16 protein-coding genes are annotated in these 25,207 nt (G+C 68.2%); 3 read left to right on the forward strand and 13 right to left on the reverse strand.

Going from position 1 to position 25,207, the window contains the following annotated elements:
- The first annotated feature begins 141 nt into the window (after positions 1-141).
- From ACIPRS_RS18140 to ACIPRS_RS18150, 3 genes are all read left to right on the forward strand, one after another.
- Positions 142-8,844 carry a GH36-type glycosyl hydrolase domain-containing protein gene (locus ACIPRS_RS18140; RefSeq protein ID WP_446539560.1) on the forward strand — a complete coding sequence of 2,901 codons (8,703 nt, stop codon included), beginning with the start codon at positions 142-144 and terminating at the stop codon, positions 8,842-8,844.
- Positions 8,841-9,095: a hypothetical protein gene (locus ACIPRS_RS18145; protein ID WP_446539561.1), complete on the forward strand. Its 255-nt coding sequence runs from the start codon at positions 8,841-8,843 to the stop codon at positions 9,093-9,095. The genes ACIPRS_RS18140 and ACIPRS_RS18145 overlap by 4 nt, the downstream gene beginning before the upstream one ends.
- A gap of 86 nt (positions 9,096-9,181) precedes the next feature.
- Positions 9,182-10,606 (forward strand): nicotinate phosphoribosyltransferase, encoded by a 1,425-nt coding sequence (locus ACIPRS_RS18150; protein ID WP_446539562.1) that lies wholly within the window; start codon positions 9,182-9,184, stop codon positions 10,604-10,606.
- A gap of 4 nt (positions 10,607-10,610) precedes the next feature.
- On the opposite strand, the gene ACIPRS_RS18155 is transcribed toward ACIPRS_RS18150, so the two are convergent.
- From ACIPRS_RS18155 to ACIPRS_RS18215, 13 genes are all read right to left on the reverse strand, one after another.
- The gene (locus ACIPRS_RS18155) at positions 10,611-11,210 is read right to left on the reverse strand and encodes a NapC/NirT family cytochrome c (protein ID WP_337731845.1); all 600 of its coding nucleotides are present in this window, start codon (positions 11,208-11,210) and stop codon (positions 10,611-10,613) included.
- A 3-nt stretch (positions 11,211-11,213) separates the two neighbouring features.
- Positions 11,214-11,771, reverse strand: a complete 558-nt coding sequence (locus tag ACIPRS_RS18160) for a nitrate reductase cytochrome c-type subunit (RefSeq protein WP_446539563.1) — start codon at positions 11,769-11,771, stop codon at positions 11,214-11,216.
- Positions 11,772-11,781: 10 nt separating this feature from the next.
- Positions 11,782-14,274, reverse strand: a complete 2,493-nt coding sequence (napA, locus tag ACIPRS_RS18165; protein ID WP_446539564.1) for a periplasmic nitrate reductase subunit alpha — start codon at positions 14,272-14,274, stop codon at positions 11,782-11,784.
- Positions 14,271-14,588, reverse strand: coding sequence for a chaperone NapD (locus ACIPRS_RS18170; RefSeq protein ID WP_337731848.1), 318 nt, complete (start codon positions 14,586-14,588; stop codon positions 14,271-14,273). Before ACIPRS_RS18170 ends, napA begins: the two co-directional genes overlap by 4 nt.
- Positions 14,585-15,097: a ferredoxin-type protein NapF gene (gene napF / locus ACIPRS_RS18175; RefSeq protein WP_446539565.1), complete on the reverse strand. Its 513-nt coding sequence runs from the start codon at positions 15,095-15,097 to the stop codon at positions 14,585-14,587. The genes ACIPRS_RS18170 and napF overlap by 4 nt, the downstream gene beginning before the upstream one ends.
- A gap of 3 nt (positions 15,098-15,100) precedes the next feature.
- Positions 15,101-15,271: a periplasmic nitrate reductase, NapE protein gene (locus tag ACIPRS_RS18180; protein ID WP_337731850.1), complete on the reverse strand. Its 171-nt coding sequence runs from the start codon at positions 15,269-15,271 to the stop codon at positions 15,101-15,103.
- A 98-nt stretch (positions 15,272-15,369) separates the two neighbouring features.
- The gene (gene mobA / locus ACIPRS_RS18185) at positions 15,370-15,930 is read right to left on the reverse strand and encodes a molybdenum cofactor guanylyltransferase (protein ID WP_446539566.1); all 561 of its coding nucleotides are present in this window, start codon (positions 15,928-15,930) and stop codon (positions 15,370-15,372) included.
- Positions 15,927-17,171 (reverse strand): molybdopterin molybdotransferase MoeA, encoded by a 1,245-nt coding sequence (locus ACIPRS_RS18190; protein ID WP_446539567.1) that lies wholly within the window; start codon positions 17,169-17,171, stop codon positions 15,927-15,929. Before ACIPRS_RS18190 ends, mobA begins: the two co-directional genes overlap by 4 nt.
- A 121-nt stretch (positions 17,172-17,292) precedes the next feature.
- Complete coding sequence (gene cobA, locus ACIPRS_RS18195) at positions 17,293-18,042, reverse strand: uroporphyrinogen-III C-methyltransferase (protein WP_446539595.1); 750 nt, start codon at positions 18,040-18,042, stop codon at positions 17,293-17,295.
- Positions 18,043-18,106: 64 nt separating this feature from the next.
- Entirely contained in the window at positions 18,107-20,869 is a 2,763-nt protein-coding gene (locus tag ACIPRS_RS18200; RefSeq protein ID WP_446539568.1) for a nitrate reductase, read from the reverse strand.
- Positions 20,869-21,234, reverse strand: coding sequence for a nitrite reductase small subunit NirD (gene nirD, locus ACIPRS_RS18205; RefSeq protein WP_446539569.1), 366 nt, complete (start codon positions 21,232-21,234; stop codon positions 20,869-20,871). The genes ACIPRS_RS18200 and nirD overlap by 1 nt, the downstream gene beginning before the upstream one ends.
- Position 21,235: 1 nt before the next feature.
- The gene (gene nirB / locus ACIPRS_RS18210; RefSeq protein ID WP_446539570.1) at positions 21,236-23,692 is read right to left on the reverse strand and encodes a nitrite reductase large subunit NirB; all 2,457 of its coding nucleotides are present in this window, start codon (positions 23,690-23,692) and stop codon (positions 21,236-21,238) included.
- An 11-nt stretch (positions 23,693-23,703) separates the two neighbouring features.
- Positions 23,704-24,873: a nitrate/nitrite transporter gene (locus tag ACIPRS_RS18215; protein WP_446539596.1), complete on the reverse strand. Its 1,170-nt coding sequence runs from the start codon at positions 24,871-24,873 to the stop codon at positions 23,704-23,706.
- Positions 24,874-25,207 lie beyond the last annotated feature (334 nt).

A 25,207-nucleotide genomic window follows, 5' to 3' on the forward strand; every position in this document is an offset into this window, starting at 1 on the left:
GAATCCCAGCTCGTGGGCGGCGGGGTCCGAGGCCCGCTGCCGCAGCTTCCGCCTCACGCACTGACCCCCTTCACGTCAGCGTCCCGACGTGCATGCAAGGATGGGCTCCACGTCGGTTGCCCCGCCCTCACAGGATTTCCGATGCCCCAGGTCTGGAGGGTCTTCAGCCACTGGTTGCGCCTGCGTCGACGCTTGTGGCGATGGCGCCGCGCGGCCACCAAGAAGCCCCTGGGTGCGGAAGCACCCTTGCGCTCGCAGCTGTTCAACGTCGAGCAGATGGAAATGCACGGCCGCGCGCTGGCGCGCGCGCACCGGATACACACGCGTCCGGGGCCGGAACGGCTACTTGACCGTCTGGGCGAGAACGAAGGCCTGCTGGATGACGTCTGCGCACTGCTCACGCGGATGGTCCAGGACGACATGCGCATCACGCCGGCCGGCGAGTGGTTGCTGGACAACTACTACCTGGTGGAAGAACAGGTACTCACCGCGCGGCGGCATCTGCCCAAGGGCTACAGCCGCCAGCTTCCCTCGCTGAGCCAGGGTCCTTCATCCGGCCTGCCGCGCGTCTACGACCTCTCGCAGGAAGCGATCGCGCACGGCGACGGCCGCATCGATGCGGAAACCCTCAGCCGCTTCTTCGCCGCCTACCAGTCCATCACCCCGCTGAAGCTCGGCGAGCTGTGGGCCATCCCGATCATGTTGCGGCTGGCGCTGATCGACAATCTGCGCCGCATGGCGGTGCGCGTGATGCGCGATGGCGCCGACCACAGGCTGGCCAGCGAATGGGCCGGGCAGCTCAACCGCACCGCAGCGGAGAGCCCCAAGGACGTGGTGCTGGTGATCGCCGACATGGCGCGCTCGGATCCACCGCTGACAGGCGCGTTCGTTTCCGAACTGATGCGCGGCCTGCAGGGGCGTGGCGGCGTGTCGTCCATGCCGATCACCTGGCTCGAACAATGGGTCGCCGACGGCGGCCAGCGCATCGAGGAACTGGTCCACCTGGAAAGCCAGCAGCAGGCGGCGGACCAGGTGTCCATCAGCAACAGCATCGGCAGCCTGCGCTTCCTGGCGAACATGGACTGGCGGGAGTTCGTGGAGGACATGAGCGTGGTCGAGCGCACCCTGCGCGAAGACCCGGCCCGCACCTATGCGCTGATGGACTTCAGCACGCGCGACAGCTATCGGCATGTGGTCGAGAAAATCGCCCGCCTGGCCGACGTCGGCGAGAAGGAGGTGGCGGACATCGCCCTGCAACTGGCGCAGTCCGCCGCCGCGTCCGATCCGATGGGCTACCAGGCCCATGTCGGCTTCTATCTCGTGGACGACGGCGTTGCCCGTACCCAGGCTGCGGTGGCGGAGTTCCTCGCCGACGGGCGACGGGTACGCCTGCGTCCGCGCCGCATTCCCCTGCTGGCCTATCTGACGCCCATCGCCGCGATCATCGGACTGTTCACCTACGGTCTGCTGACGGCCGGGTCCCCCCTCCAGGGCGTGCCGGTCTGGCTGTTGACCGCACTCGCCCTGCTCGCTTTCAGCGAACTGGGCATCGCGCTGGTGAACTGGGCGGCGACCTTGCTCGTACCGCCAAGGCCGTTGCCCAGGATGGATTTCTCCAAAGGCATCCCGGCGACATCGCGCACGCTGGTGGTAGTGCCCAGCATGCTGGGCAGTGCCGAAGGCGTGGACAGTCTCGTCGAGGCGCTGGAAGTGCGCTTCCTGGCCAACCGCGACCGCCACCTGCATTTCGCGCTGCTCACCGATTTCCTGGATGCGGACGATGCCTCGTTGCCGGGCGATGCCGCCCTGGTCGCGCGTGCGGCGGAACGGATCGAACAACTCAACCGGCGCTATGCACCGGAGCGGGCGGAGGTTGGCGGCGGCGACCTGTTCTTCCTGTTCCACCGGCCACGCCAGTGGAATGCGCGCGAGCGGCGCTGGATGGGCTACGAACGCAAGCGCGGCAAGCTGGCGGCCCTGAACCGGCTCCTGCGCGGTGGAAACACGGACGAGTTCCTGCAGGTGACCGGCAACACCGGCGTGCTGTCGCAGGTGCGTTACGTGATCACCCTGGACACGGACACGCGCTTGCCGCGCGATGCGGCGCGCGAGTTCGCCGGCACGTTGTCGCACCCGCTCAACCAGGCGGCATTCGATCAGCATCATCGCCGCGTCGTGCGCGGCTACGGCATCCTGCAGCCCAGCGTCGGCACCAGCCTCAGCGGGCGGCCGAACTCGCGCTACGCGCGCATGTTCGGCAGCGAGCCCGGCATCGATCCGTACACGCGCACGGTCTCGGATGTGTACCAGGACCTGTTCGGCGAAGGCTCCTTCGTCGGCAAGGGCATCTACGACGTGGATGCGTTCGAGCACGCGCTCGCCGACCGCTTCCCCGACAACCGCATCCTCAGCCATGACCTGCTGGAAGGCTGCTATGCGCGTGCCGGCCTGGTCAGCGACGTGCGCCTGTTCGAGGACTATCCGTCGCGCTACGCGGCCGACGTGAAACGGCGCTATCGCTGGATCCGCGGCGACTGGCAGTTGTTGCCATGGTTGCTGCCCTGGGTGCCGCGCCACGGGGGCGGGCGTGAGCGCAACCCGCTGTCGTGGCTGTCGCGCGGCAAGTTGCTCGACAACCTGCGCAGGAGCCTGGTGCCGGCGGCGACCACGGTGCTGCTGGTGCTGGGCTGGCTGTTCTCGCCCGATCCGCTCGTGTGGACGGCATGGCTGCTGAGCCTCTGGGCGCTGCCCGTGCTGGTTCCCGCCCTCCGCGATGTCTTCGCCATCCCGGTGGACATGCCGCTGGAAACGCACCTGCTGCAGGTGGGCCGATCGAGCCTGCGGCAACTGCTGCGCGCCGCGGTGAACGTGGCCTGCCTCCCTTACGAAGCCTTCTTCAGCCTGGGCGCCATCGTACGCACGCTGTGGCGCCTGCTGGTCACGCGCAGGCATCTGCTGCAATGGAATCCGTCCAGCGAGGTGGAGCGCAGCCTGGGCAGCGGCATCAAGGCCGAACTGCTGAGCATGGCGCCGGCCCCTCTGATCGCCGCCGCCATCGCCGCGTTGCTGGCGTTGAAACAGCCGGCGGCGCTGTGGGTCGCCGCCCCGCTGCTGACGCTCTGGCTGGTGTCGCCGGCCATCATGGCGTGGCTGGGGCGCCCGCCCGGCCAGCGCGACGGGAAGCTGTCCGCCACGCAGCTGGTGTTCCTCGGGAAGCTGTCGCGCCGCACCTGGGCGTTCTTTGAAACCTATGTGCGCGCGGAGGATCACTGGCTCCCGCCCGACAACGTGCAGGAACATCCCACGCTGGTCGTGGCGCGGCGCACGTCACCCACCAACATCGGGCTGTCGCTGCTGGCCAACCTGGCCGCCCACGATTTCGGCTACCTGCAGACCGGCGGCGTGATGGCGCGTACGCGGCTGGTGTTCGACACACTGGATGCGCTGCCACGCCATCGCGGGCACTTCTACAACTGGTACGACACCGCGACGCTGCAACCCCTGCCGCCGGCGTACATCTCGACCGTCGACAGCGGCAATCTGGCAGGCCATCTGCTGACGCTGCGCCAGGGCCTGCTGGCCTTGGTCGACGCGCCGGTGCTGGCGCCCGGCACGTTCACCGGACTGGCCGACACGCTGGCCGTGCTGGACGACGCGCGCCAGGGCGTGCGTGAGGAAGGCGACACGCTGCCTGCTGCCCTGGACGCATTCCGTACGTCACTGGCGCAGGCGCAACGGGAACCGCCCGCGACCGTCGAGGAAGCCGAACGCGTGCTGGCCCGGCTGGCGGCGCATGCCGATGACATCGCGCTGGCATGGCCGATGCCCGACACCGACGGTGGGCATCCCCATCATTGGCCGACGGCACTGGTCGAAGGCTGCCGATCCGCGCATGCGGAACTGCAGTTCCTGCTTCCCGACGCCGGTACCGGCGATGGCCAGCGCATTCCGACCTTGCGTGAACTGCAGGACGGGTCCGCCAGCCCGCTGGCAGGCCGGCGCGCGCGCGAACGGATCCATCAGCTGGAACGCCTGGCGCACATCGCCGGGCAGTTCTCGCTGATGGAATACGACTTCCTCTACGACCGCGCGCGCCACCTGCTCGTGATCGGCTACAACCTGGACGAGCACCGCCTCGACAGCGGCTTCTACGACCTGCTCGCCTCGGAGGCGCGCCTGTGCAGTTTCGTCGCGATCGCGCAGGGCCAGTTGCCGCAGGAAAGCTGGTTCGCGCTGGGCCGCCTTCTGACCGAGGTCAACGGCGACGCCACGCTGCTGTCGTGGAGCGGTTCGATGTTCGAATACCTGATGCCTCAGCTCGTCATGCCCAGCTACCCGGACACGCTGCTGGACCAGACGTCGCGACATGCCGTGGACGCGCAGATCGCGCACGGTGCGCGGCATGACGTGCCGTGGGGCATTTCGGAGTCGGGCTACAACACCGTCGACGCACGCATGAACTACCAGTACCGTGCGTTCGGCGTGCCGGGGCTGGGCCTGAAGCGGGGGCTGGGCCAGGACTTGGTCATCGCGCCGTACGCCAGCATGATGGCGTTGATGGTGGCGCCGGAAGCCGCGTGCCAGAACCTGCAGCGGCTCGATGCACTGGGGTTCGGTGGACACTTCGGACTGTACGAAGCCATCGACTACACGCCGGCCCGCGTTCCGCCCGGACAGGAGTGCGTGGTGGTGCGCTCCTTCATGGCCCATCACCAGGGCATGGGGTTCCTTTCGTTCGTCCACCTGCTGCGCCAGCAGCCGATGCAGCGGCGCTTCGTCGCCGATGCCGAGTTCCAGGCCACCCTGCTGTTGCTGCAGGAACGCATCCCGCATACGGGCGTGTTCCACCCGCACGAAGCCGAAACGCTCGGCACGCGCGCCGCGCCGACCGAGTCGGAAACCCAGCTGCGGATCTTCCGCGACCCGGGCACCTCGCGCCCCGCCGTGCAGTTGCTCTCCAACGGGCGCTACCACGGCCTGCTGACCAGTGCCGGCGGCGGGTACAGCCGCCATCGCGACATGGCGGTCACGCGCTGGCGCGAGGACGGCACGCGCGACAACTGGGGCAGCTTCTGCTACCTGCGCGACGTGGAGAGCAGCGAGTACTGGTCCACCTCACTGCAGCCCACCTGCGTGCCGGTCGACCAGTACGAAGCGATCTTCTCCGATGCCAAGGCCGAGTTCCGCGGACGCAAGCGCGGCTACGAAAGCCATCTGGAGATCGCCATCTCCGCCGAGGACGACATCGAACTACGCCGGTTGCGCCTGAGCAACCGCAGCCGGCGCACGCGCACCATCGAGATCACCACGTATGCCGAGGTGGTGCTGGCGCCCGCCATTGCCGACGAACTGCACCCGGCCTTCAGCAACCTGTTCGTGCAATCGGAGATCGTGCGCGAGAAGCAGGCACTGCTATGCACGCGCCGGCCGCGCGCGCACGATGAAGTGCCGCCGTGGATGTTCCACCTGGTGGCGGTGCACGATGCCGACATCAGCACGATCTCGTACGAGACCGACCGCGCACGCTTCCTGGGCCGAGGCAACACACCCCGCTCGCCGCATGCGCTCACGGACCAGGAGGCACTCTCGGACAGCGAAGGCTCGGTACTGGATCCCATCGTGGCGATCCGATGCCGGATCGAACTCGCGCCGGGACAGACCGCCATGATCGACATGGTCCACGGCGTGGGCCTGGACCGCGATGCGTGCACCGACCTGATCGACAAGTACCGGGACCGCCGCCTGGCCGACCGCGTCTTCGACCTGGCATGGACCCACAGCCAGGTGGTGAGGCGCCAGATCAACGCCTCCCAGGCCGACGCGCAGCTCTACGAGCGGCTGGCCGGCCTCATCGTGTACGCGCATCCGCTGCTGCGCGCCGATGCCGACGTGCTGCTGCAGAACCAGCGCGGCCAGTCCGGGCTGTGGGGCCACGCGATCTCCGGCGACCTGCCCATCGTGCTGCTGCAGATTTCCGATGCCGACAACATCGACCTGGTCCGCCAGATGGTGCAGGCGCACGCCTATTGGCGTCTGAAGGGCCTGCGCGCGGACCTGGTGATCTGGAACGAGAGCCAGGCCGGCTATCGCCAGCAGTTGCAGGACCAGATCCTGGGCATGATCTCGGCCGATCCGGAGGCGAACGTACTGGATCGACCGGGCGGCATCTTCGTGCGCCCCGGCCACCAGATGTCGCAGGAGGACCGCATCCTGCTGCAATCGGTGGCGCGGGTGATCGTCAGCGACCAGTCGGGCTCGCTGGCATCCCAGATCGGCCGTCGCGAACCGGCCGAACGCCTGATGCCGACGCTGTTGGCCGAGGGACCGCGGGAAGAACGCGCAGCGCTTCCGGAACTGGAAGCCGCGACCGGACTGCCCCCGCCCGCCGATGTCGACGAAGGCGACGATGCGTGGCCATTCGAAGCGGTGGCCACCGCCTTCCTGCACGACAACGGCACCGGCGCGTTCGCTGCCGATGGACGCGAGTACGTGATCGTCACGCGCGAAGGCAGTCCGACACCGGCACCGTGGTCCAACGTACTCGCCAACGACCGGTTGGGCACGGTCGTCAGCGAAAGCATGGCCGGCTACACGTGGTTCGAGAACGCCCACGAATTCCGTCTCACGCCGTGGCACAACGATCCGGTCGCCGACAGCGGTGGCGAAGCGTTCTACCTGCGCGACGAGGACACCGGGCAGGTGTGGTCGCCGCTGCCGCTGCCATGCCGGGGACGCGGTGCATACCGCACGCGCCATGGCTTCGGCTACAGCGTGTACGAGCATGTCGAGGACGGGATCGCCAGCGAACTGTGGGTGTACGTGGCGGTCGAGGATGCGGTCAAGTACTCGGTACTGAAGGTGCGCAACCTGTCCGGCCGCGCACGCCGGCTTTCCGCCACCGGTTACGTGGAATGGGTGCTGGGCGACCTGCGCGTGAAGTCGCAGATGCACGTCATCACCGAACAGGATGCCGGCAGCGGCGTACTGACCGCGCGCAACCCGTACAACACGGAGTTCGGCGGCCGGGTCGCCTTCTTCGACACCGACGCCAGTGGCTGCAGCTTCACCGGCGACCGCACGGAGTTCCTCGGACGCAACGGCAGCATGGGCGCTCCGGCGGCGATGCAGCGCGAGCGCCTGTCCGGCCGCCTGGGCGTGGGGCTCGATCCTTGCGCCGCCATCCAGGTGCCGTTCTCCCTGCTCGATGGCGAAGTGTCGGAGACGGTGTTCCGGCTGGGCATGGGCAAGGACCACGAAGAAACCCTGCAACTCGCGCGGCGCGTGCAGGGCGTGCAGCGCGCGCACGATGCCCTGGACGCCGTGCGCATCCACTGGCGCGGGCTGCTCACCTCGGTGCAGGTCAGCACGCCGGATGCCGGCGTGGATGCGCTGGTGAATGGCTGGCTGATGTACCAGACGCTCGCATGCCGCTACGTGGCACGCAGCGGTTACTACCAGTCCGGTGGCGCGTTCGGCTTCCGCGACCAGCTGCAGGACACCATGGCGACGCTGCATGCCAGGCCCGCGTTGACCCGCGCGCACCTGCTGCTGTGCGCCGCCCACCAGTTCCCGCAGGGCGATGTGCTGCACTGGTGGCATCCCCCGCAGGGACGCGGCGTGCGGACGCGCTGTTCGGACGACTACCTGTGGCTGCCGTTCGCGACCTGCCGCTACCTGGAAGTGACGGGCGATGCCAGCGTGCTGGACGAGGACGTGGGCTTCGTCGACGGACGCCCGGTCAATCCCGACGAGGAGTCCTATTACGACATGCCGGCGACGTCGTACCTGCGGCAGTCGTTCTACCGGCATTGCGTGCTGGCGCTCCGGCGTGGCTGCAGCCTGCTCGGCGAGCGCGGCCTGCCCCTGATCGCGACCGGCGACTGGAACGATGGCATGAACCGCGTCGGCGAAGCGGGACGTGGCGAAAGCGTATGGCTGGGCTTCTTCCTGTACGACACGCTGCAGCGCTTCATCGCCGTTGCGCGCCTGCGCGGCGATGAGGCATTCGCCGACGAATGCGCGGAACACGCCGAGCGCCTGCGCGGGAACCTGGAAGCGCATGCGTGGGACGGCGAGTGGTACCGGCGGGCCTGGTTCGACGATGGCACGCCGCTGGGCTCGCGCCAGAGCGATGAATGCAGGATCGATTCGATCTCGCAGAGCTGGTCGGTCCTGTCGGGTGCGGCGGATGCGGCCCGCGCCACGCAGGCCATGGCGTCGCTGGACCGCTACCTCGTGAAGCGCGAGGCGGGCCTGATCCAGCTGCTCGATCCTCCCTTCGACAAGACGCCGAAGGATCCCGGCTACATCCGCGGCTACGTGCCGGGTGTGCGCGAGAACGGCGGCCAGTACACCCACGCTGCGGTGTGGGCCGCGATGGCGTTCGCGCGCCAGGGCGACACGGAGCGCGCATGGGAACTGGCGCGCATGATCAACCCCATCAACCACGCGCAGGATCCCGCCTCGACCGCCCTCTACAAGGTGGAGCCGTACGTGCTGGCCGCCGATGTGTACGGCGTGGCGCCCCATGTGGGCCGCGGCGGCTGGACCTGGTACACCGGTTCCGCCGGCTGGATGTACCGCCTGCTGACCGAGTCGCTGCTGGGACTGCAGCGCATCGGTGGCGAGCTTGCGCTCGCGCCCTGCCTGCCACGCGACTGGCCGGCGTACGAACTTCGCTACCGCTTCGGGAGCAGCCTCTACCTCATCTCCGTGCAGCAGGTCGATGGCGGCATGGCGACGTTGCGGGTGGACGGCGCGGAGCAACCCGGTGTCCGGTTCGCGCTGGTGGACGACGGCAGCGTGCATCGGGTGGAGGCGCGCTGGCCGCGCGCACCGGCATGAAATCGCGCGCGCAACTCGACGCGGACCTGGATCGCCTGGCGGCAATGCTGCCGCCCTGGCTGCAGCACCTCCGCCACGAGGCGCAGTTCTGGCCGCAGTTCGAAGCGCTGGCGCTTGACATCCTGGGCGACGCCACCCACCACGACCGCCACCATGTGCAGCAGCGGCTGGATGCGATGCTTGTCGCCCACGGCAAGGCGACGCCCGATCGAGGTGCACGCGGAACATCGCCGCGGGAAGGGAAGCAGTAGGCGCCACGGCGCGAACGCCACCAACGCGTGGCATCGCGCGGCAGCGGCTGCGACACTGTGCACCCCACGGTCGCGGAACCCCCGCCATGCGATGCCTGAGCAACCTCCTGCTCAACACCGACAGCTACAAGGCCAGCCACTGGCTGCAGTACCCGCCGGGCACCGACGCCACGTTCTTCTACGTGGAATCGCGCGGCGGCATCCATGACCGCACGGTGTTCTTCGGCCTGCAGGCAATCCTGAAGGAGTATCTGGCGCACCCCGTGACCCACGCCGACGTGGACCAGGCGCGCGATGTCTTCGCCGCGCACGGCGAGCCGTTCAACGAGTCCGGCTGGCGCGATATCGTGGACCGCCATGGCGGCCGCCTGCCCCTCCGCATCCGCGCGGTGCCCGAAGGCTCGGTGGTGCCCACGCACCAGGCGCTGATGACGATCGAATCCACGGATCCGCAGGCATTCTGGGTTCCGTCGTACGTCGAGACGATGCTGCTGCGGATCTGGTACCCGATCACCGTGGCCACCATCAGCTGGCACGCCAAGCAGACGATCCGGCAGTTCCTCGAACGCACCAGCGACGATCCGGCCGGCCAGCTGCCTTTCAAGCTGCACGACTTCGGCAGCCGCGGCGTCTCGAGCGTCGAGTCCGCCGCCCTCGGCGGCGCGGCGCATCTGGTCAACTTCCTCGGTACCGACACCGTGTCGGGCCTGCTGCTGGCGAAAGCGCATTACCATGAGCCGATGGCCGGCTTTTCGATCCCGGCGGCCGAACACAGCACGATCACCAGCTGGGGCCGCGAACACGAGGTGGATGCCTACCGCAACATGCTGCGGCAGTTCGCGAAGCCCGGCGCGATCGTGGCGGTGGTGTCGGACAGCTACGACATCTTCCATGCCATCAGGGAACACTGGGGCACCACGTTGCGGCAGGAGGTGATCGCATCGGGCGCGACGGTGGTGATCCGCCCCGATTCCGGCGACCCGGTCGCGGTGGTGCACCAGTGCCTGGAACTGCTGGACGACGCCTTCGGCCACACGGTCAATGGCAAGGGCTACCGGGTACTCAACCATGTGCGCGTGATCCAGGGCGACGGCATCAACCCCACCAGCCTGCGCGCGATCCTGGAACGCATCACCAGTGCCGGCTACGCCACCGACAACCTCGCCTTCGGCATGGGTGGCGCATTGCTGCAGCGTCTCGACCGCGACACGCAGAAGTTCGCGCTGAAGTGCTCCGCCGCGCGCGTCGACGGCGCATGGATCGATGTCTACAAGGATCCCGTCACCGACAAGGGCAAGCAGAGCAAGCGTGGCCGGATGACGCTGCTGCAGCACCGCGAGTACGGCGGCTTCCGTACCGTGCCCGTGCCACCGGCCGCCGCATCGCTCGATGACGTGGAAAAGCCCTCTGGCTACGAGGACGCCATGGTCACCGTGTGGGAAGACGGCCGCCTGCTGCGCGACTGGACCTTCACCGAGATCCGCGCCCGCGCCGAAGCCGCGCGGCTGTAGGCCATCACCCCTGCGGCACGCCCGTCATGTCGGGCAGGTGGTGCGCGACGCCCTTGTGGCAGTCGATGCAGGTCTTCTTGCCGGTGCCGAGCCACAGCTTGTGCACCTGCGCCGCGCGCGAGCCCTGGCGGGTCAGGTCCATCGAATCGTAGTCGTGGCAGTTGCGGCACTCCAGCGAATCGTTCGCCTTCAGCCTGTTCCACTCGTGCGTGGCCAGGATCAGGCGCTCGTCCAGGAATTTCTCGCGCGTATTGATGGTGCCGAAGAGCTTGCCCCAGACCTCCTTCGATGCCTGCATCTTGCGCGCGATCTTGTCGGTCCAGTTGTGCGGCACGTGGCAATCGGGGCACGTGGCACGCACGCCCGAGCGGTTGGTGTAGTGGATGGTGGTCTTCAGTTCCTCGAAGACGTTGTCCTGCATCTCGTGGCAGCTGGTGCAGAACGCCTCGGTGTTGGTCGCCTCCAGCGCGGTGTTGAACCCGCCCCAGAACATCACCCCCGCCAGGAACCCGGCCACCGTCAGGAAACCCAGGCTGTAATGGCGGCTGGGCAGGCGCAACGTGCGCCACAGGCCCGACACCCGCTGCTTGGTCCGTGACCACATGGGCTACTCCTTCGCGGCCGGCGGCGACGACAGCACGCTGTCGACGTCGCGGAACTGGTTCGCCACCAGCACCGGCGCATCGGTCTGCACGACATGGCACTGGTTGCAGAAGTAGCGTCGCGGCGAGATGGTCGCCAGGAACTGGTCGTCGCGATCCATGTAGTGCGTCACGCTGACCGGCGGCGCCTGGAAGGTGGCCGCATTGGCGCGGGCGTGGCACAGCATGCAGCGGTTGCTGTTCCTGTCGACCTGGTAGCCGTCGATCGCATGCGGGATGGTCGGCGGCTGCATCGGGTAGGCGCGCGCACGCTTCAGGTCGGCGTTCTCCACGTGCGCCATCGGCGGGGGATGGCCCTCCTTGTCCACCGGCACGCCGCGGCGGAGGGCATCGATCTGACCCGCGCCGGGCACGAAGACCGCGCGCGCGTCCACGGGCGTGGATACCGCCGCCACCGGCGCTTCGTGCCGGTCCGGGCGACCTGTCATCCATCCCGCCACGAAGACCAGCGCCATCAGGGCGACGGTCAGCCCAACCGCGATCCAGAGATGCTTGTTCTGCACGGGCGTACTCCTAGGCGGCCACGACTCTGACGGCGCACTTCTTGTAGTCGGTCTGCTTGGAAATCGGATCGGTCGCGTCCAGCGTGACCTTGTTGATCAGCTGCCCGGCATCGAACCACGGCACGAACACCAGCCCGCGCGGCATCCGGTTGCGGCCGCGCGTCTCCACGCGCGAGCGCATCTCGCCCCGCCGCGACGCGACGATGATCTCGTCACCGCGCTTGAGCCCGCGCGCCTTCGCATCGTCCGGGTTCATGAACACCACCGCCGCCGGAAACGCCTTGTACAACTCCGGCACGCGCATCGTCATCGACCCCGAATGCCAGTGCTCCAGCACGCGGCCAGTGACCAGCCACAGGTCGAACTCGTCATCCGGCGATTCGGCGGCCGGCTCGTACGGCAGCGCCCAGATCACCGCCCTGCCGTCCTTGTTGCCGTAGAACTCGAAGCCCTTGCCCGGCTTGACGTACGGATCGGCGCCCTCGCGATAGCGCCAGCGCGTCTCCTGGCCCTTCACCACCGGCCAGCGCAGGCCGCGCGCCTTGTGGTAGTCGTCGAACGGCGCCAGGTCGTGGCCGTGGCCGCGACCGAACGCTGCGTACTCCTCGAACAGCCCCTTGTGCACGTAGAACCCGAACAGCGCGGACTCGTCGTTGGCGTAGCCGGCTTCGATGTCGGTCGTGGGGAACCTGTCCACGTTGCCGTTGCGGTACAGCACGTCGAACAGCGTCTTGCCCTTGTACTGCGGGTTCGCGGCCAGCAGGTCGGCCGGCCAGCACTCGTCGGTGGTGAAGCGCCTGGAGAACTCCATCAGCTGCCACAGGTCCGAGCGCGCCTCGCCGGGCGCTTTCACCAGTTGATGCCAGAACTGGGTGCGTCGCTCGGCGTTGCCGTAGGCACCCTCCTTCTCCACCCACATCGCCGCCGGCAGGATCAGGTCCGCCGCCTGTGCGGTCACCGTGGGATAGGCATCGGACACGACGATGAAGTTGTCCGGGTTGCGGTAGCCCGGCCAGGTCTCCTCGCGCAGGTTCGCGGCGGCCTGCATGTTGTTGTTCACCATCACCCAGTACGCGTTGAGCTTGCCGTCCTTCAGCGCGCGGTTCTGTTCGACCGCGTGATAGCCGACCTTCGGATTGACGGTACCGTGCGGAAGCTTCCAGATCTCTTCCGCGTGCCTGCGATGCTCGGGATTGGTCACCACCATGTCGGCCGGCAGGCGGTGGCTGAAAGTGCCCACTTCACGCGCCGTGCCGCAGGCGGACGGCTGGCCGGTCAGCGAGAACGGGCTGTTGCCCGGGGTGGCGATCTTCCCGGTCAGCAGGTGGATGTTGTAGACCATGTTGTTGGCCCACACACCGCGCGTGTGCTGGTTGAAACCCATGGTCCAGAACGACATCACCTTCGTCTTCGGGTCCGCGTACAGCTCGGCCAACTGTTCCAGCCAGCCACGCTCCGCGCCGGTCATCTCGACGGCCTTGTCCAGCGTGTATGGCGCGACGAAGGCGGCGAACTCCTCGAAGCTGATCGGCTGCCCGCCGTTCGGGTCCTTGGCATTCTTCGCCTTGACCTCCAACGGATGTTCCGGGCGCAGGCCGTAGCCGATGTCGTCGTTGCCGCGCTTGAACGTGGTGTGCCTGTCGACGAACGCCTGGTTGACCTTGCCGGTGCGGATGATGTGGTTGGCGATGTAGTTGAGGATGACCAGGTCGGTCTGCGGCTTGAAGATGATCGGAATGTCGGCCAGCTCGAAGCTGCGGTGCTCGAAGGTGGACATCACCACCACCTTCACGTGCGGGTGCGAAAGCCGCCGGTCCGTCACCCGGGTCCACAGGATCGGATGCATTTCGGCCATGTTGGAGCCCCACAGCACGAACGCATCGGCGGCTTCGATGTCGTCGTAGCAGCCCATCGGTTCGTCCATGCCGAAGGTCCGCATGAACCCCGCCACGGCCGACGCCATGCAGTGGCGCGCGTTCGGATCGATGTGGTTGCTGCGGAACCCGGCCTTCATCAGCTTGTTGGCGGCATAACCCTCGAAGATCGTCCACTGGCCCGAGCCGAACATGCCGATGGCGTCGCTGCCTTTCTCCTTGAGCACGCGCTTGAACTGCGCGGCCATCACGTCGAAGGCCTCGTCCCAGCTCACGGCGGTGAAGTCGCCATCCTTGGCGTACACGCCGTTCTTCTTGCGCAGCAGCGGCTGGGTCAGGCGGTCGGCGCCGTACAGGATCTTGGACAGGAAGTAGCCCTTCACGCAGTTGATGCCGCGATTGACTTCCGCATGCACGTCGCCGTGGGTGGCCACCACGCGCCCCTCCTTCACGGCGACATTCACCCCGCAGCCCGTGCCGCAGTAGCGGCACGGCGCCTTGTCCCACTTCAGCGTCGTCCGGTCGCCTTCGGTGACCACGTTGCTGCCGCTGCCGGCAAGCGGCAGCCCGGCAGCCGCCGCGGCCGTCGCCAGCGCGCTGTGGCGGATGAACTCGCGGCGTGTGCTCATGGCGTGGCTCCGGTCGCGGACAGGATGGAGAGGCTGGGAAGGGGCTCGTCGAGCGCATGCGCGGGCTCGGCATGGTGGTAGACCAGCAGCACGTTCAACACCCCCGGCACCGACTGCAGCTGGTCCACGCGCTCCATCACCGCATGGCGGTCGGCGGATTCGCAGATCACCACGCTGCGCGTATCGCCGGCCAGTGCGAGTTCGAGATCGTCGTGCGTGTCGATCATTGCGGCGAGCGCCTTGGATGCGCTTTCGCGGTGCTGGACCACGAAGCTGGCGATGTGGATTTCGGGTTCAGGGCCTGGCGGGCTCATGCGATGGCCTCCGTGGCCTGTGCGTGCTGCAGGGTGATGGCATCCACGGGACACGTGCCGACGCAGGCACCGCAGCCCGTGCATCGTTCCGCGTCGACGGTGGCCGCGCCCCGGGCCGCGGGCGGCACGTGGATGGCGGACGCGGGACACACGTCGTGGCAACTGGCACAGACCACGCCGTGCGCGGACAGACAGCGATCCGCCACCTGGGCCAGGAGGATCCACGGGGGATCGAGGGAAGGAGCGAACGCGTCGCTGTCGCAGGCGGCCACGCATTCGCCGCAGAACGTGCATTCGCCCGCCGTCGCGTCGAAACGCGGCAGGCCGTCCGCGCCACGCACCAGCACCTGCTGCGGGCACTGCCGCACGCAGGCATCGCAGCGCGTGCAGGCACTCGTGAATTCAGCCTCGGGCCTGGCCCAGGGCGGACGGAAGACGACGGATGCCGGTATGGGCGCCGCGCGGCCGAACAGCAGGGCACGACGTGAAATCGAGCGGACATCGTCCATCGCTCAGGGTCCCGTCGGCGGACCGGCGAACAGCAGCTGCCACATCCACACGAGGAAGCCGTATCCCGCCACGATCAGCACGGCCATCAACGGGAAGATGACCATCGTCAGCAACAGGAACGCGGTGCGCTCCTGCTGTTTGCTCGCAACGGCTGATCCTTCGCTCTGCTCCATGTTGCCTACCTTGCGGGTGGGTACTGGTGCGACGATGCTGCGGCTGCAGGCTATCACATTCGCGTAGTGGCCCTGTCCCGGTCATCGGAAGGCGATACTCAGGACATCGGATGCTGCAGCGCAACCCAGTCTTCCGGCGTATTGCAGTTGCGCAGCACCTGCTTCCATGGCGATGACGGCAGATGGACGGTGTGCAATCGCTGCTGCAGCGCGCGCAGCGAGCACGCACGTCCCGTGAGGCCGCCGATCTCCTCCAGCGTGGCGCGCACGCCGGCCTCCAGGCGCAATGCCATCGGCAGGGCATGCGCTTCCACGCAGGCGCAATCCGCGTCCGTTCGCATCAGCGCCTGCAGCAATCCAGACGACAGCAGCGGCATGTCCACCGGCACCACGATCCAGGCGCCGTCCCGCAGGCGGGGAGCGAGTTGCGCCAGTGCGCCCATCGGACCGGTATCGGGCTGCGTGTCCGGCACGCTGTCGAAGCCGGGATGATCGCCGCTGACGATGACCTCGCGTGCGCCCGCCGTCCGCAGCAATGCATGCATGTGCGTCAGCAACGTGCCGTCGCCCCATGGCAGCAGTGCCTTGTCCGTGCCCATCCGCGACGATCGCCCACCTGCAAGCAGGACGGCACGCCACGTGGGCAACGGCCGATTCATGCCGGGATCCACGGCGGGGGCCGCAGATGGCTGTAACCATGTACCTGCACGCGCGTGCCTGCTTCGACGTGCTCCGCTTCGGCGGGCAGGGTGATCCATGCGGACGATTGCGAGAAAGGCAGCAGGCGGAACGAGGCCTGCTCCGCGCCGACATGCACGCGCATGCACCCTTCCTCATCGCAGCGCAGCGTGGCATGGAAAGCGGCATGCAGCCCGGCACGCTTGCTGCAAGCGGTGGCAAGCGGCAACCGGCATTCCTGTTCCACGGACATGCCCAGCCATGCGCGCAGCAGCGGCTCGACCAGGAAGCGGAAGCCCACCGCCGTCGACAGCGGATTGCCCGGCAGGCCGACGCACAAGGGCCCCTCGCGCAACCGCGCACAGAACACGGGCTTGCCGGGGCGCAACGCCACGCCGTGGAAACGCCGCTCCGCGCCGCGTGCATCCAGTGCGGACGGAATGAAGTCGTAATGGCCCTTGGACACCGCGCCCGTGCTCAGCACCAGGTCGACACCGTCCGCGAGCGCCGTATCGAGCGCAGCCTGGAAATCCGCCACTTCATCGCCGACGCGCACGACGCGGACGGCTTCCGCGCCCGCAGTCGCCAGGGCGGCGGCGAGATACGGCGAGGTCGCGTCATGGATTCCACCCGGCGGCAACGGCTGGCCCTGCGCCACCAGTTCGCGGCCCGTCGCCAGCACTGCAACGCGCGGACGGCGCGCCACGTCGACCCGATCGATACCGAGCCCGGCGAGCAGCAACATCTGCGCGTCGCCGACGAACGTGCCCTGCTTCAGCACCACGCATCCCGCCGGCACGTCTTCGCCCCGGCGCCGGATGTTCGCGCCCGGCTCGGCCTGCGCCAGCAGACGGATGCGCGGTGCCCCTGCGTCCCGCACGGCGAGTGCCTCGATGCGCTCCACCGGCACCACGATGTCCGCGCGCGCAGGAAGCGGCGCACCGGTCATGATCTCCCATGCGGATGCCGCATCGTCCCGCGGCATGTCGCCCGCGCCGATGCGGGCCGCGAGCTCCCACTCGCTCCCGGCCGCCTGTGGCTGTGCACCCGATGCAAGCGCGACGCCGTCCATCGCCGCATTGTCGAACGGCGGCAATGCGATGCCGCTCACCACGTCACGGCCCAGCACGCGACCTGTCGCTGCGGCGAGCGCGACCTGCTGTACGGCGAGCAGGCGCGCGCCCTCCCGCATCCGCGCCAACGCCTCGTGGTATCCGATCACTGCGCCTCCCTGTCCATGCCGCGACTTCGTCGGCCGTTCCCTGAAGGCCGACGGCGGATCGTCGACAGCCTAGTGCGCGCGCGCGGCGATTGCCAATCACCGCCACACAGGCATGCGGTGCTCAGCCGCAGACCGCCATCGCCCCGGCGGCAGGCTGCACGTGCCCCGCGACGTGCAATGCCTCCGCCAGTGCGGGCCCCACCAGGACCACGCCGGGCTGCCGCGCGTCGAACACCGGCGGCGCATCACGCAGGGCCTGCAATGTGGTCAGTTCGCGCCGTTCATCCCCGCGGCTGGCGCCCTGCACGATGGCGACGGGCGTGTCCGCGCGCAGGTGCGGCAGCAGCCCCGCCGCCAACGATGCGAGCCTCGACATGCCCATGTAGATGGCCAGCGTGGTGCCGCTGCGCGCCAGCGCCGCCCAATCCGGCTCGCCGTGGTCGTGCGTATGCGCGGTAACGAAGGTGACCCCGTGGCAATGCTCCCGATGGGTCAGCGACACGCCCAGCGCCGCCGCCGCCGCGAAGGCCGCGCTGACGCCGTTGACGATACGCACGCCCACATCCGCCGCACGCAGGAATGCGATCTCTTCGCCCGCGCGCCCGAACATCAACGCATCGCCGCCCTTCACGCGCACCACGTTCAAGCCCTGCAGTGCGTAACGGCGCATCAGCCGGCAGATGAAGGCCTGCGGGGTGGAACGGCATCCGGCCCGCTTGCCCACGCGCACCACGCGCGCGTACGGCGCGAGCGTGACGATCTGCGGGTCGACCAGTTCGTCCAGCAGCAGCACGTCCGCGGCGGCCAACGCCTTGACGGCCTTGAGGGTCAGCAGGTCCAGGTCGCCCGGACCTGCCGACAGCAGCACCACTTCGGCCGGTTGGCGCATGCGAAGGGAGTCGTTGTGCATCGGCATCCTCAGAGGGTGGTTGATGTCACGCGCGTGCCGGCACGGCGGCAAGGCGATGGAGTTGCGGCAGGCAGGAGCCGCACACGGTTCCGCACCCGAGCTCACGCTTGAGGTCCGCGACATCCGCGCCGGCTTTCACTTGCGCGCGGATGGCGGATTCGCCCACTTGCCGGCAGACGCAGACGATGGGGTCGCGTGCCTGCACGGGGGCGCCGGCGAACGCGGACAGGCGCGTCGCCTGCCAGGACTGGCCCGCGATGGCCGTCGCCAACAGCGACGCGGCCTGTGCGGCGGGTTGCGTGTCGATCCACTGCAGACCATCGATGAAGCTGTCCTGCACGTGCTCGCGCCACGCGACGCGGCGCAACAAGCCGCGTCGCGCATCGCGGTATTCCAGCGTGTCCGGCCCGGTGCGGAGCGCCAGCGCCGACTCCAGCGCCGCCAGCCATGGCTGCGGAAAAGCAGACGCGGACGCCGCGCGCACCACCAGCCATGCAACACCGTCGGATGCGTTGGCCTCTGCCTGCAGGCTGAGCGCGGCGTAGCCGCATTGAGTGAGCAGGGGCTGCACGGCGGCGCGCATCGCCAGCGCATCGCCGCGGCGCGCGGCGAGCAGGTGCCAGCCGAAGTCCGCACGCTCCACGCGCACCGCCGCATGCTTGAGTTCCGGCTGCCGCGAACGTGCATCGACGGCGGGCAGGCTGACTTCGTTGATGCCGCCGCTGGACAGGAACTGGCCATTCCAGTGCATCGCCGCGAACACCGTGCCCGAGCCCATCTCGTCGGACAATTCCAGCGGCAGCACCAGTTCGCCGCGCTTGCTGGCCACGCGCACCAGCTCGCCTGCCTTCAGTCCGCGCCGCGCCGCGTCCTCCGGATGCATGCGCAGGCCCGGCTCCGGCGCATGCGCGAACAATGCCGGCACCCGACCGGTGCGCGACATGCCGTGCCACTGGTCGCGCAGGCGGCCGGTGAGCAGGCGCAGCGGAAAACGCGCGGACGTCGGCTCGGCGACCGGCCTGTACGGCGTGGCATGGAAGCGCGCGCGTCCGTCCGGCGTGGCGAAGCGGCCATCTTCATAGCGGCGCGCCTGTCCCTGCACGGCACCGGCGGGGAACGGCCACTGCTGCGGCCCACCGTCATCCAGGCGCGCATGATCCAGGCCGCTCATGTCCAGATCACGCCCTGCGGTCAGGCGGCAGTGCTCGTCGAACGCAGCGCCGGCATCGTCGAAATCGAACAATGCCGGCGCGCCCGGCATCGTCAGCCTCGCCTCCAGCCGGCGTGCGACTTCGCGTGCGATCCAGAAATCCGCCTTCGCCTGCCCCGGTGGCGGCACCGCGGCGCGCACGCGCGTCACGCAGCGCTCGGAGTTGGTCACCGTGCCGTCCTTTTCGCCCCACGTCGCCGCCGGCAGCAGCACGTCGGCGAAGGGCACGGTGTCCGTGCCGCGGAAAGCGTCCTGCACGATCACGTACTCGGCGCGCTGCAATGCTTCGCGCACGCGGCCGATGTCGGGCATGGAGTGCACCGGATTGGTACAGGCGATCCACACCGCCTTGACCTTCCCGCTGCGCAGGCCCTCGAACAACTCCACCGCCGCGAGCCCCGGCTGCGCGGACAAGTGACCGGCCGGCAAGCGCCACAGCGCTTCCAGCTCGGCACGGTCGCCATCGCTGGCGATCTCGCGGTGCGCCGCCAGCATCGTGGCCATGCCGCCGACTTCACGCCCCCCCATCGCATTGGGCTGGCCGGTCAGCGAGAACGGACCCGCGCCGGGACGACCGAGCTGCCGCGTGGCCAGGTGCAGGTGGATCAGCGCGAGATTCTTGTCCGTGCCGTGGACCGACTGGTTCAGGCCCATGCAGTACAGCGACAGCGCCGCGCGGCTGCGACCGAACCATTCGGCCGCAGTGACAAGGTCGGCCACCGGAATACCGCAGATGTCCGCGGACATGCGCGGCGTGTAGTCGCGCAGCAGCTGCTTGAGGTCGGCGAAGCCCGTGGTGTGCGCGTCGATGAAGTCCGCATCGATGCAGCCTTCCCACACCAGGTGATGCAGCATGCCGTTGAACAATGCCACGTCCGTGCCGGGCTGGATCGCCAGGTGCAGGTCGGCCATCGCGGCGGTATCGGTGCGGCGCGGGTCCACCACGATCCAGCGCACATCAGGGTCGCGCGCGCGCGCCTCTTCCAGACGCCGGTACAGCACCGGATGCGCATACGCCGTGTTGCTGCCGGCGAACAGCACCGTCTTCGCCGCTTCCAGGTCGTCGTAGCAGGTGGGCGGACCGTCGGCGCCGAACGCCAGCTTGTAGGCCGTCACCGCACTGGACATGCACAAGCGCGAATTGGTGTCGATGTTGTTGGTGCCGATGAGCCCCTTCGCCAGCTTGTTGAAGACGTAGTAGTCCTCGGTCAGCAACTGGCCCGACAAATAGAACGCCACGCTGTCCGGCCCGTGCCGCGCGATGATGTCCGCCAGCCGGTCGGCGACCGTGTCGAGCGCGAGACCCCAGTCGACCGGACGACGTTCCTCGCCGCGGTGATGGCGCAACTCCGGCAGCAATGCACGCCCCTGCAAGCTGCGTGCGCTGTCGGCCAGCGCAAGGCCCTTGCTGCACAGGCGACCCCGGTTGGCAGGATGTGCGGGATCGCCTTCCACGCCGATGATGCGTTCGCCGCCGGCATCATGCTCCGTCTGGATCAGCACACCGCAACCGACACCGCAGTAGCAGCAGGTCGAACGCGTCGTCCGGCGCACACTGACTGTGCCTGCGCCGTCCATCAGGCCAACGCCTCCGCCGCTGCAGCCTGGATGTCGGACGCTGCCGCCAGGCAGAGCCAGACCATGCCGTCACGCACTTCCGCGTCGAAACGGCGCGCGCATCCCACGTCGGGTGCGCATGCCTGGCCACTGTCCAGCGCGATCTGCCATGCGTGCAACGGACAGGTCACGGTGTCGCTGGCCACGATGCCCTGCGACAGCGGTCCACCCTTGTGCGGGCAGCGGTCGGCGAGCGCGAACACGCGGTCCTCGGCGGGGCGGAACAGGGCGATGTCGTCCTGCCCTGCGCGCACCAGCACACGCGCGCCCAGCACCGGGATGTCATCCAGCGCGCACACCTCGACCCACGACATGATGACGCCCATGTCAGTCCTCCACCATGACGGGGATCTGGCGATCCAGCCGCAGCGGTGCATACTCGCGCGCCTGCGTGCCGGCGATGCGTGCGGCCCACGGATCCGGCAGCCCTTCGAGCGCGAACAGCAAGCGCTCGAACAGGGCGCGGCGGTTGGCCGCGTCGTCGACCACCTGCTGCTTCACGTAGTCCAGCCCCACGCGGTCGATGTAGTGCACGGTGCGGTCGAGGTAGTAGGCCTGCTCGCGGTACAACTGCAGGAAGGCGCCCGTGTACTCCTTCACCTCCTCGGCGGTCCTCACTTTCACCAGGAAGCGTGCGACTTCGGTCTTGATGCCGCCGTTGCCACCCACGTGGATTTCCCAGCCTGATTCCACCGCGATGATGCCCACGTCCTTGATGCCCGATTCGGCGCAGTTGCGCGGGCAGCCGGACACCGCCAGCTTCACCTTGTGCGGGCTCCACATGTTGGCCAGCATCGTTTCCAGGTCGATGCCCATCTGCGTGCTGTTCTGCGTGCCGAAGCGGCAGAACTCGCTGCCCACGCAGGTCTTCACCGTGCGTATCGATTTGCCGTAGGCGTGCCCGGATTTCATGCCGAGGTCGCGCCACACCTCCACCAGGTCTTCCTTCTTCACGCCCAGCAGGTCGATGCGCTGGCCGCCGGTCACCTTGAGCATCGGCACCGCGTATTTGTCGGCGACGTCGGCGATGCGCCGCAACTCGGAGGCGTTGGTCACGCCGCCCTTCATCTGCGGGATCACCGAGAAGGTGCCGTCCTTCTGGATGTTGGCGTGCGCGCGCTCGTTGATGAAACGGCTCTGCGGGTCGTCGACCGCTTCGCGCGGCCACGTCGACAGCATGTAGTAGTTGATCGCGGGCCGGCAGGTGGCGCAGCCATTCGGCGACCGCCAGCCCATGAACGCGTAGGCCTGCGCGTGCGTCACCAGCCGGTGCTCGCGGATCGCCTGCCGCACCTCGCCATGGCTCAGGTCGGTGCACCCGCAGACGGCCTTGGTCTTCGGCGTTTCCTGGAAGTTGGAGCCCAGGCAGTTCATCAGGATCTGCTCCACCAGGCCCGTACAGGACCCGCAGGAGCTGGCCGCCTTGGTGTGCTTCTTCACTTCGTCGACGGTGAACAGGCCCTGCGCGCGCACCGCCTTGACGATGGTGCCCTTGCATACGCCATTGCATCCGCACACCTCGTCGCTGTCGGCCATGCTGGCCGCGCGATCCTGGCCCGCGGTACCGGCGTCGCCCAGCGCCTTCTCGCCGAACACCAGCTGGTCGCGGCGATCATCGATGCCGGCGCCGTCCTTGATCAGCTTGAAGTACCAGCCGCCGTCGCCCGTGTCGCCGTACAGGCACGCGCCCACCAGCCTGTCGTCGCGGATCACCAGCCGCTTGTACAGGCCACCCGCCGGATCGGACAGCACGATCTCCTCGGTGCCCTCGCCGCCCATGAAATCGCCGGCCGAGAACAGGTCGATGCCGGTGACCTTGAGCTTGGTCGACACCGCCGAGCCCTTGTAGATGCCGATGCCGTAGGTGGCCAGGTGGTTGGCGCAGATCTTGGCCTGCTCGAACAGCGGCGCGACCAGACCGTAGGCGATGCCGCGATGACTGGCGCACTCGCCTACCGCATACACGCGCGGATCGAACGTCTGCAACGTGTCGTTCACCACGATGCCGCGATTGCAATGGATGCCCGCCGCCTGTGCCAGCGCCGTGTTGGGCCGGATGCCGGCCGCCATCACCACGAGGTCGGCGGGAATCTCCTCGCCGTCGGAAAAGCGCACGGCGGTAACCTCGCCGTCGGCATTCCCGATCAGCGCACTGGTCGAGGTATCCAGGCGGAACTGCAGGCCGCGCGCCTTCAGCGAGGTTTCCAGCAACGCACCCGCGACCGGATCGAGCTGGCGTTCCAGCAGCCAGCCGGCCAGGTGCACCACGGTCACGTCCATGCCGCGCAACTTCAGTCCATTGGCGGCCTCCAGCCCCAGCAGGCCGCCACCGATCACCACCGCATGCCGCTTCACCTTCGCGGTGTCGATCATCGTCTGCGTATCGTGGATGTCGCGATAACCGATCACGCCCTTCAGCTCCTTGCCCGGGACCGGAAGGATGAAAGGCAGCGAGCCGGTCGCGAGCAGCAGGCGGTCGTACTCGGCTTCCGTGCCGTCGGCCGCGATCACGCAGCGGCGCACGCGGTCGATCTTCACCACTTCCTTGCCCAGGTGCAGGCGGATGCCGTGTTCCGCATACCACGACAGCGGATTGAGCACGATGTCGTCGAAGTCCTGCTCGCCTGCGAGTACCGGCGACAGCAGGATGCGGTTGTAGTTCGGATGCGGCTCTGCGCCGAACACGGTGATGTCGTACATGTCCGGCACCAGCTTCAGCAGCTCTTCCAGCGTACGGATGCCGGCCATGCCGTTGCCCACCACCACCAGCCGTGGCTTCTTCATCGTCGTGCTCCTCAGACGCGCGCGGCGCCGAGCGCCGCCCACTGGTTGCGCCACTGCCGGGTGACGCCGCGCAGCAGCCCCCATGCGAGCAGGGCGATGCAGGCGAAACCCCACAGGCCAAGTCCGTATCCGCCGGTCTGCTGCTTCAGCACGCCCAAGCCGGCGGCAAGCAGGAAACCGCCGACGCCACCGGCCATGCCGATCAAGCCGGTCATCACGCCGATGTCGGCACTGAAGCGCTGCGGCACCAGCTGGAACACCGCCCCGTTGCCCGCCCCCAGGCACAGCAGCGTCAGCACGAACAGGCTCACCGCGCCCAGCGGTCCGCCAATGCCGATCCCGGCCGCCGCGACCAGCAGCGCCACCGACAGATAGACCGCCAACAGCGTGCGCGTGCCGCCGACGCGATCGGCGATCACGCCTCCCAGCGGACGCATCGCCGACCCGGCAAGCACGCAGGCCGCGGTCGCCCAGCCGGCCAGCTTGGGATCGAAACCGAACTCGTCGTGGAAATAGCCGGGCAATGCGCTCGCGAAGCCGGCAAAGCCTCCGAAGGTGATCGCGTAGAAGAACATGAACCACCACGCATCGCGGTTTCCGACCAGCACGCGGCCATAGTCGGCCCACCCTTTGCGCACCACCCGCCCGGGCGCCTCCTTCGCGCATGCGGCGAACACCAGCAGGGTCAGCGCCAGCGGAATGCATGCCAACCCGAACACGGCCTGGTAACCGAACGCCGCAGCGAGCGCGGGTGCGAACAGCGCCGCCAGCACGGTGCCCGAGTTGCCCGCACCGGCAATGCCCATTGCCGTGCCCTGGTGTTCTGGTGGATACCAGCGCGATGCCAGCGGCAATGCGACCGCGAACGATGCGCCCGCGACACCCAGCATCATCCCGAGCAGCAGCACCTGGCGGAAGTCATGCACGCCCAGTTTCCACGCGCACAGCAGCGCGGCGATCACCAGCGCCTGCGCCAGCAGGCCGGTGCGCTTGGCGCCGATACGGTCCGCAAGGATGCCCAGTACCAGGCGCAGCAGCGCACCGCACAGGATCGGCACCGCCACCATCAGGGCGCGCTGCTGGGTGTCCAGTTGCAGTGCTTCGGCGATCTGCACCTGCATCGGCCCCAGCAGGTACCACACCATGAAACTCAGGTCGAAGTAGAGGAAGGCCGACAACAGCGTGGGCGTGTGCCCGGCCTGCCAGAACGATCGGTTCATTCACGCCATCTCCAGGTGGGGACGCGGACGGTGGACACCGGCCGCGGCAAGGTGGACGACTGCAGCGAGGGAACAAAAAAAGGCGCCTTCCGGTTCGCACCGGAAAGACGCCGTTGTCTGCGCGATCGGACCGCCATTGGCCCTACCGCGATATCGGGTTGTGATGGGCACGCCGTTGTGCCCATGTGGATTACCTACGCAAGCGCCGTGCCAATTCCGTGGCTTGCGATGTCGCGGCGTGAATGATGAAAGAATTCAATCCGTTAGCGTTGAACTCCGCTTGGACACGCCACGC

It is taken from the genome of Pseudoxanthomonas sp. LARHCG66 (assembly GCF_052871755.1).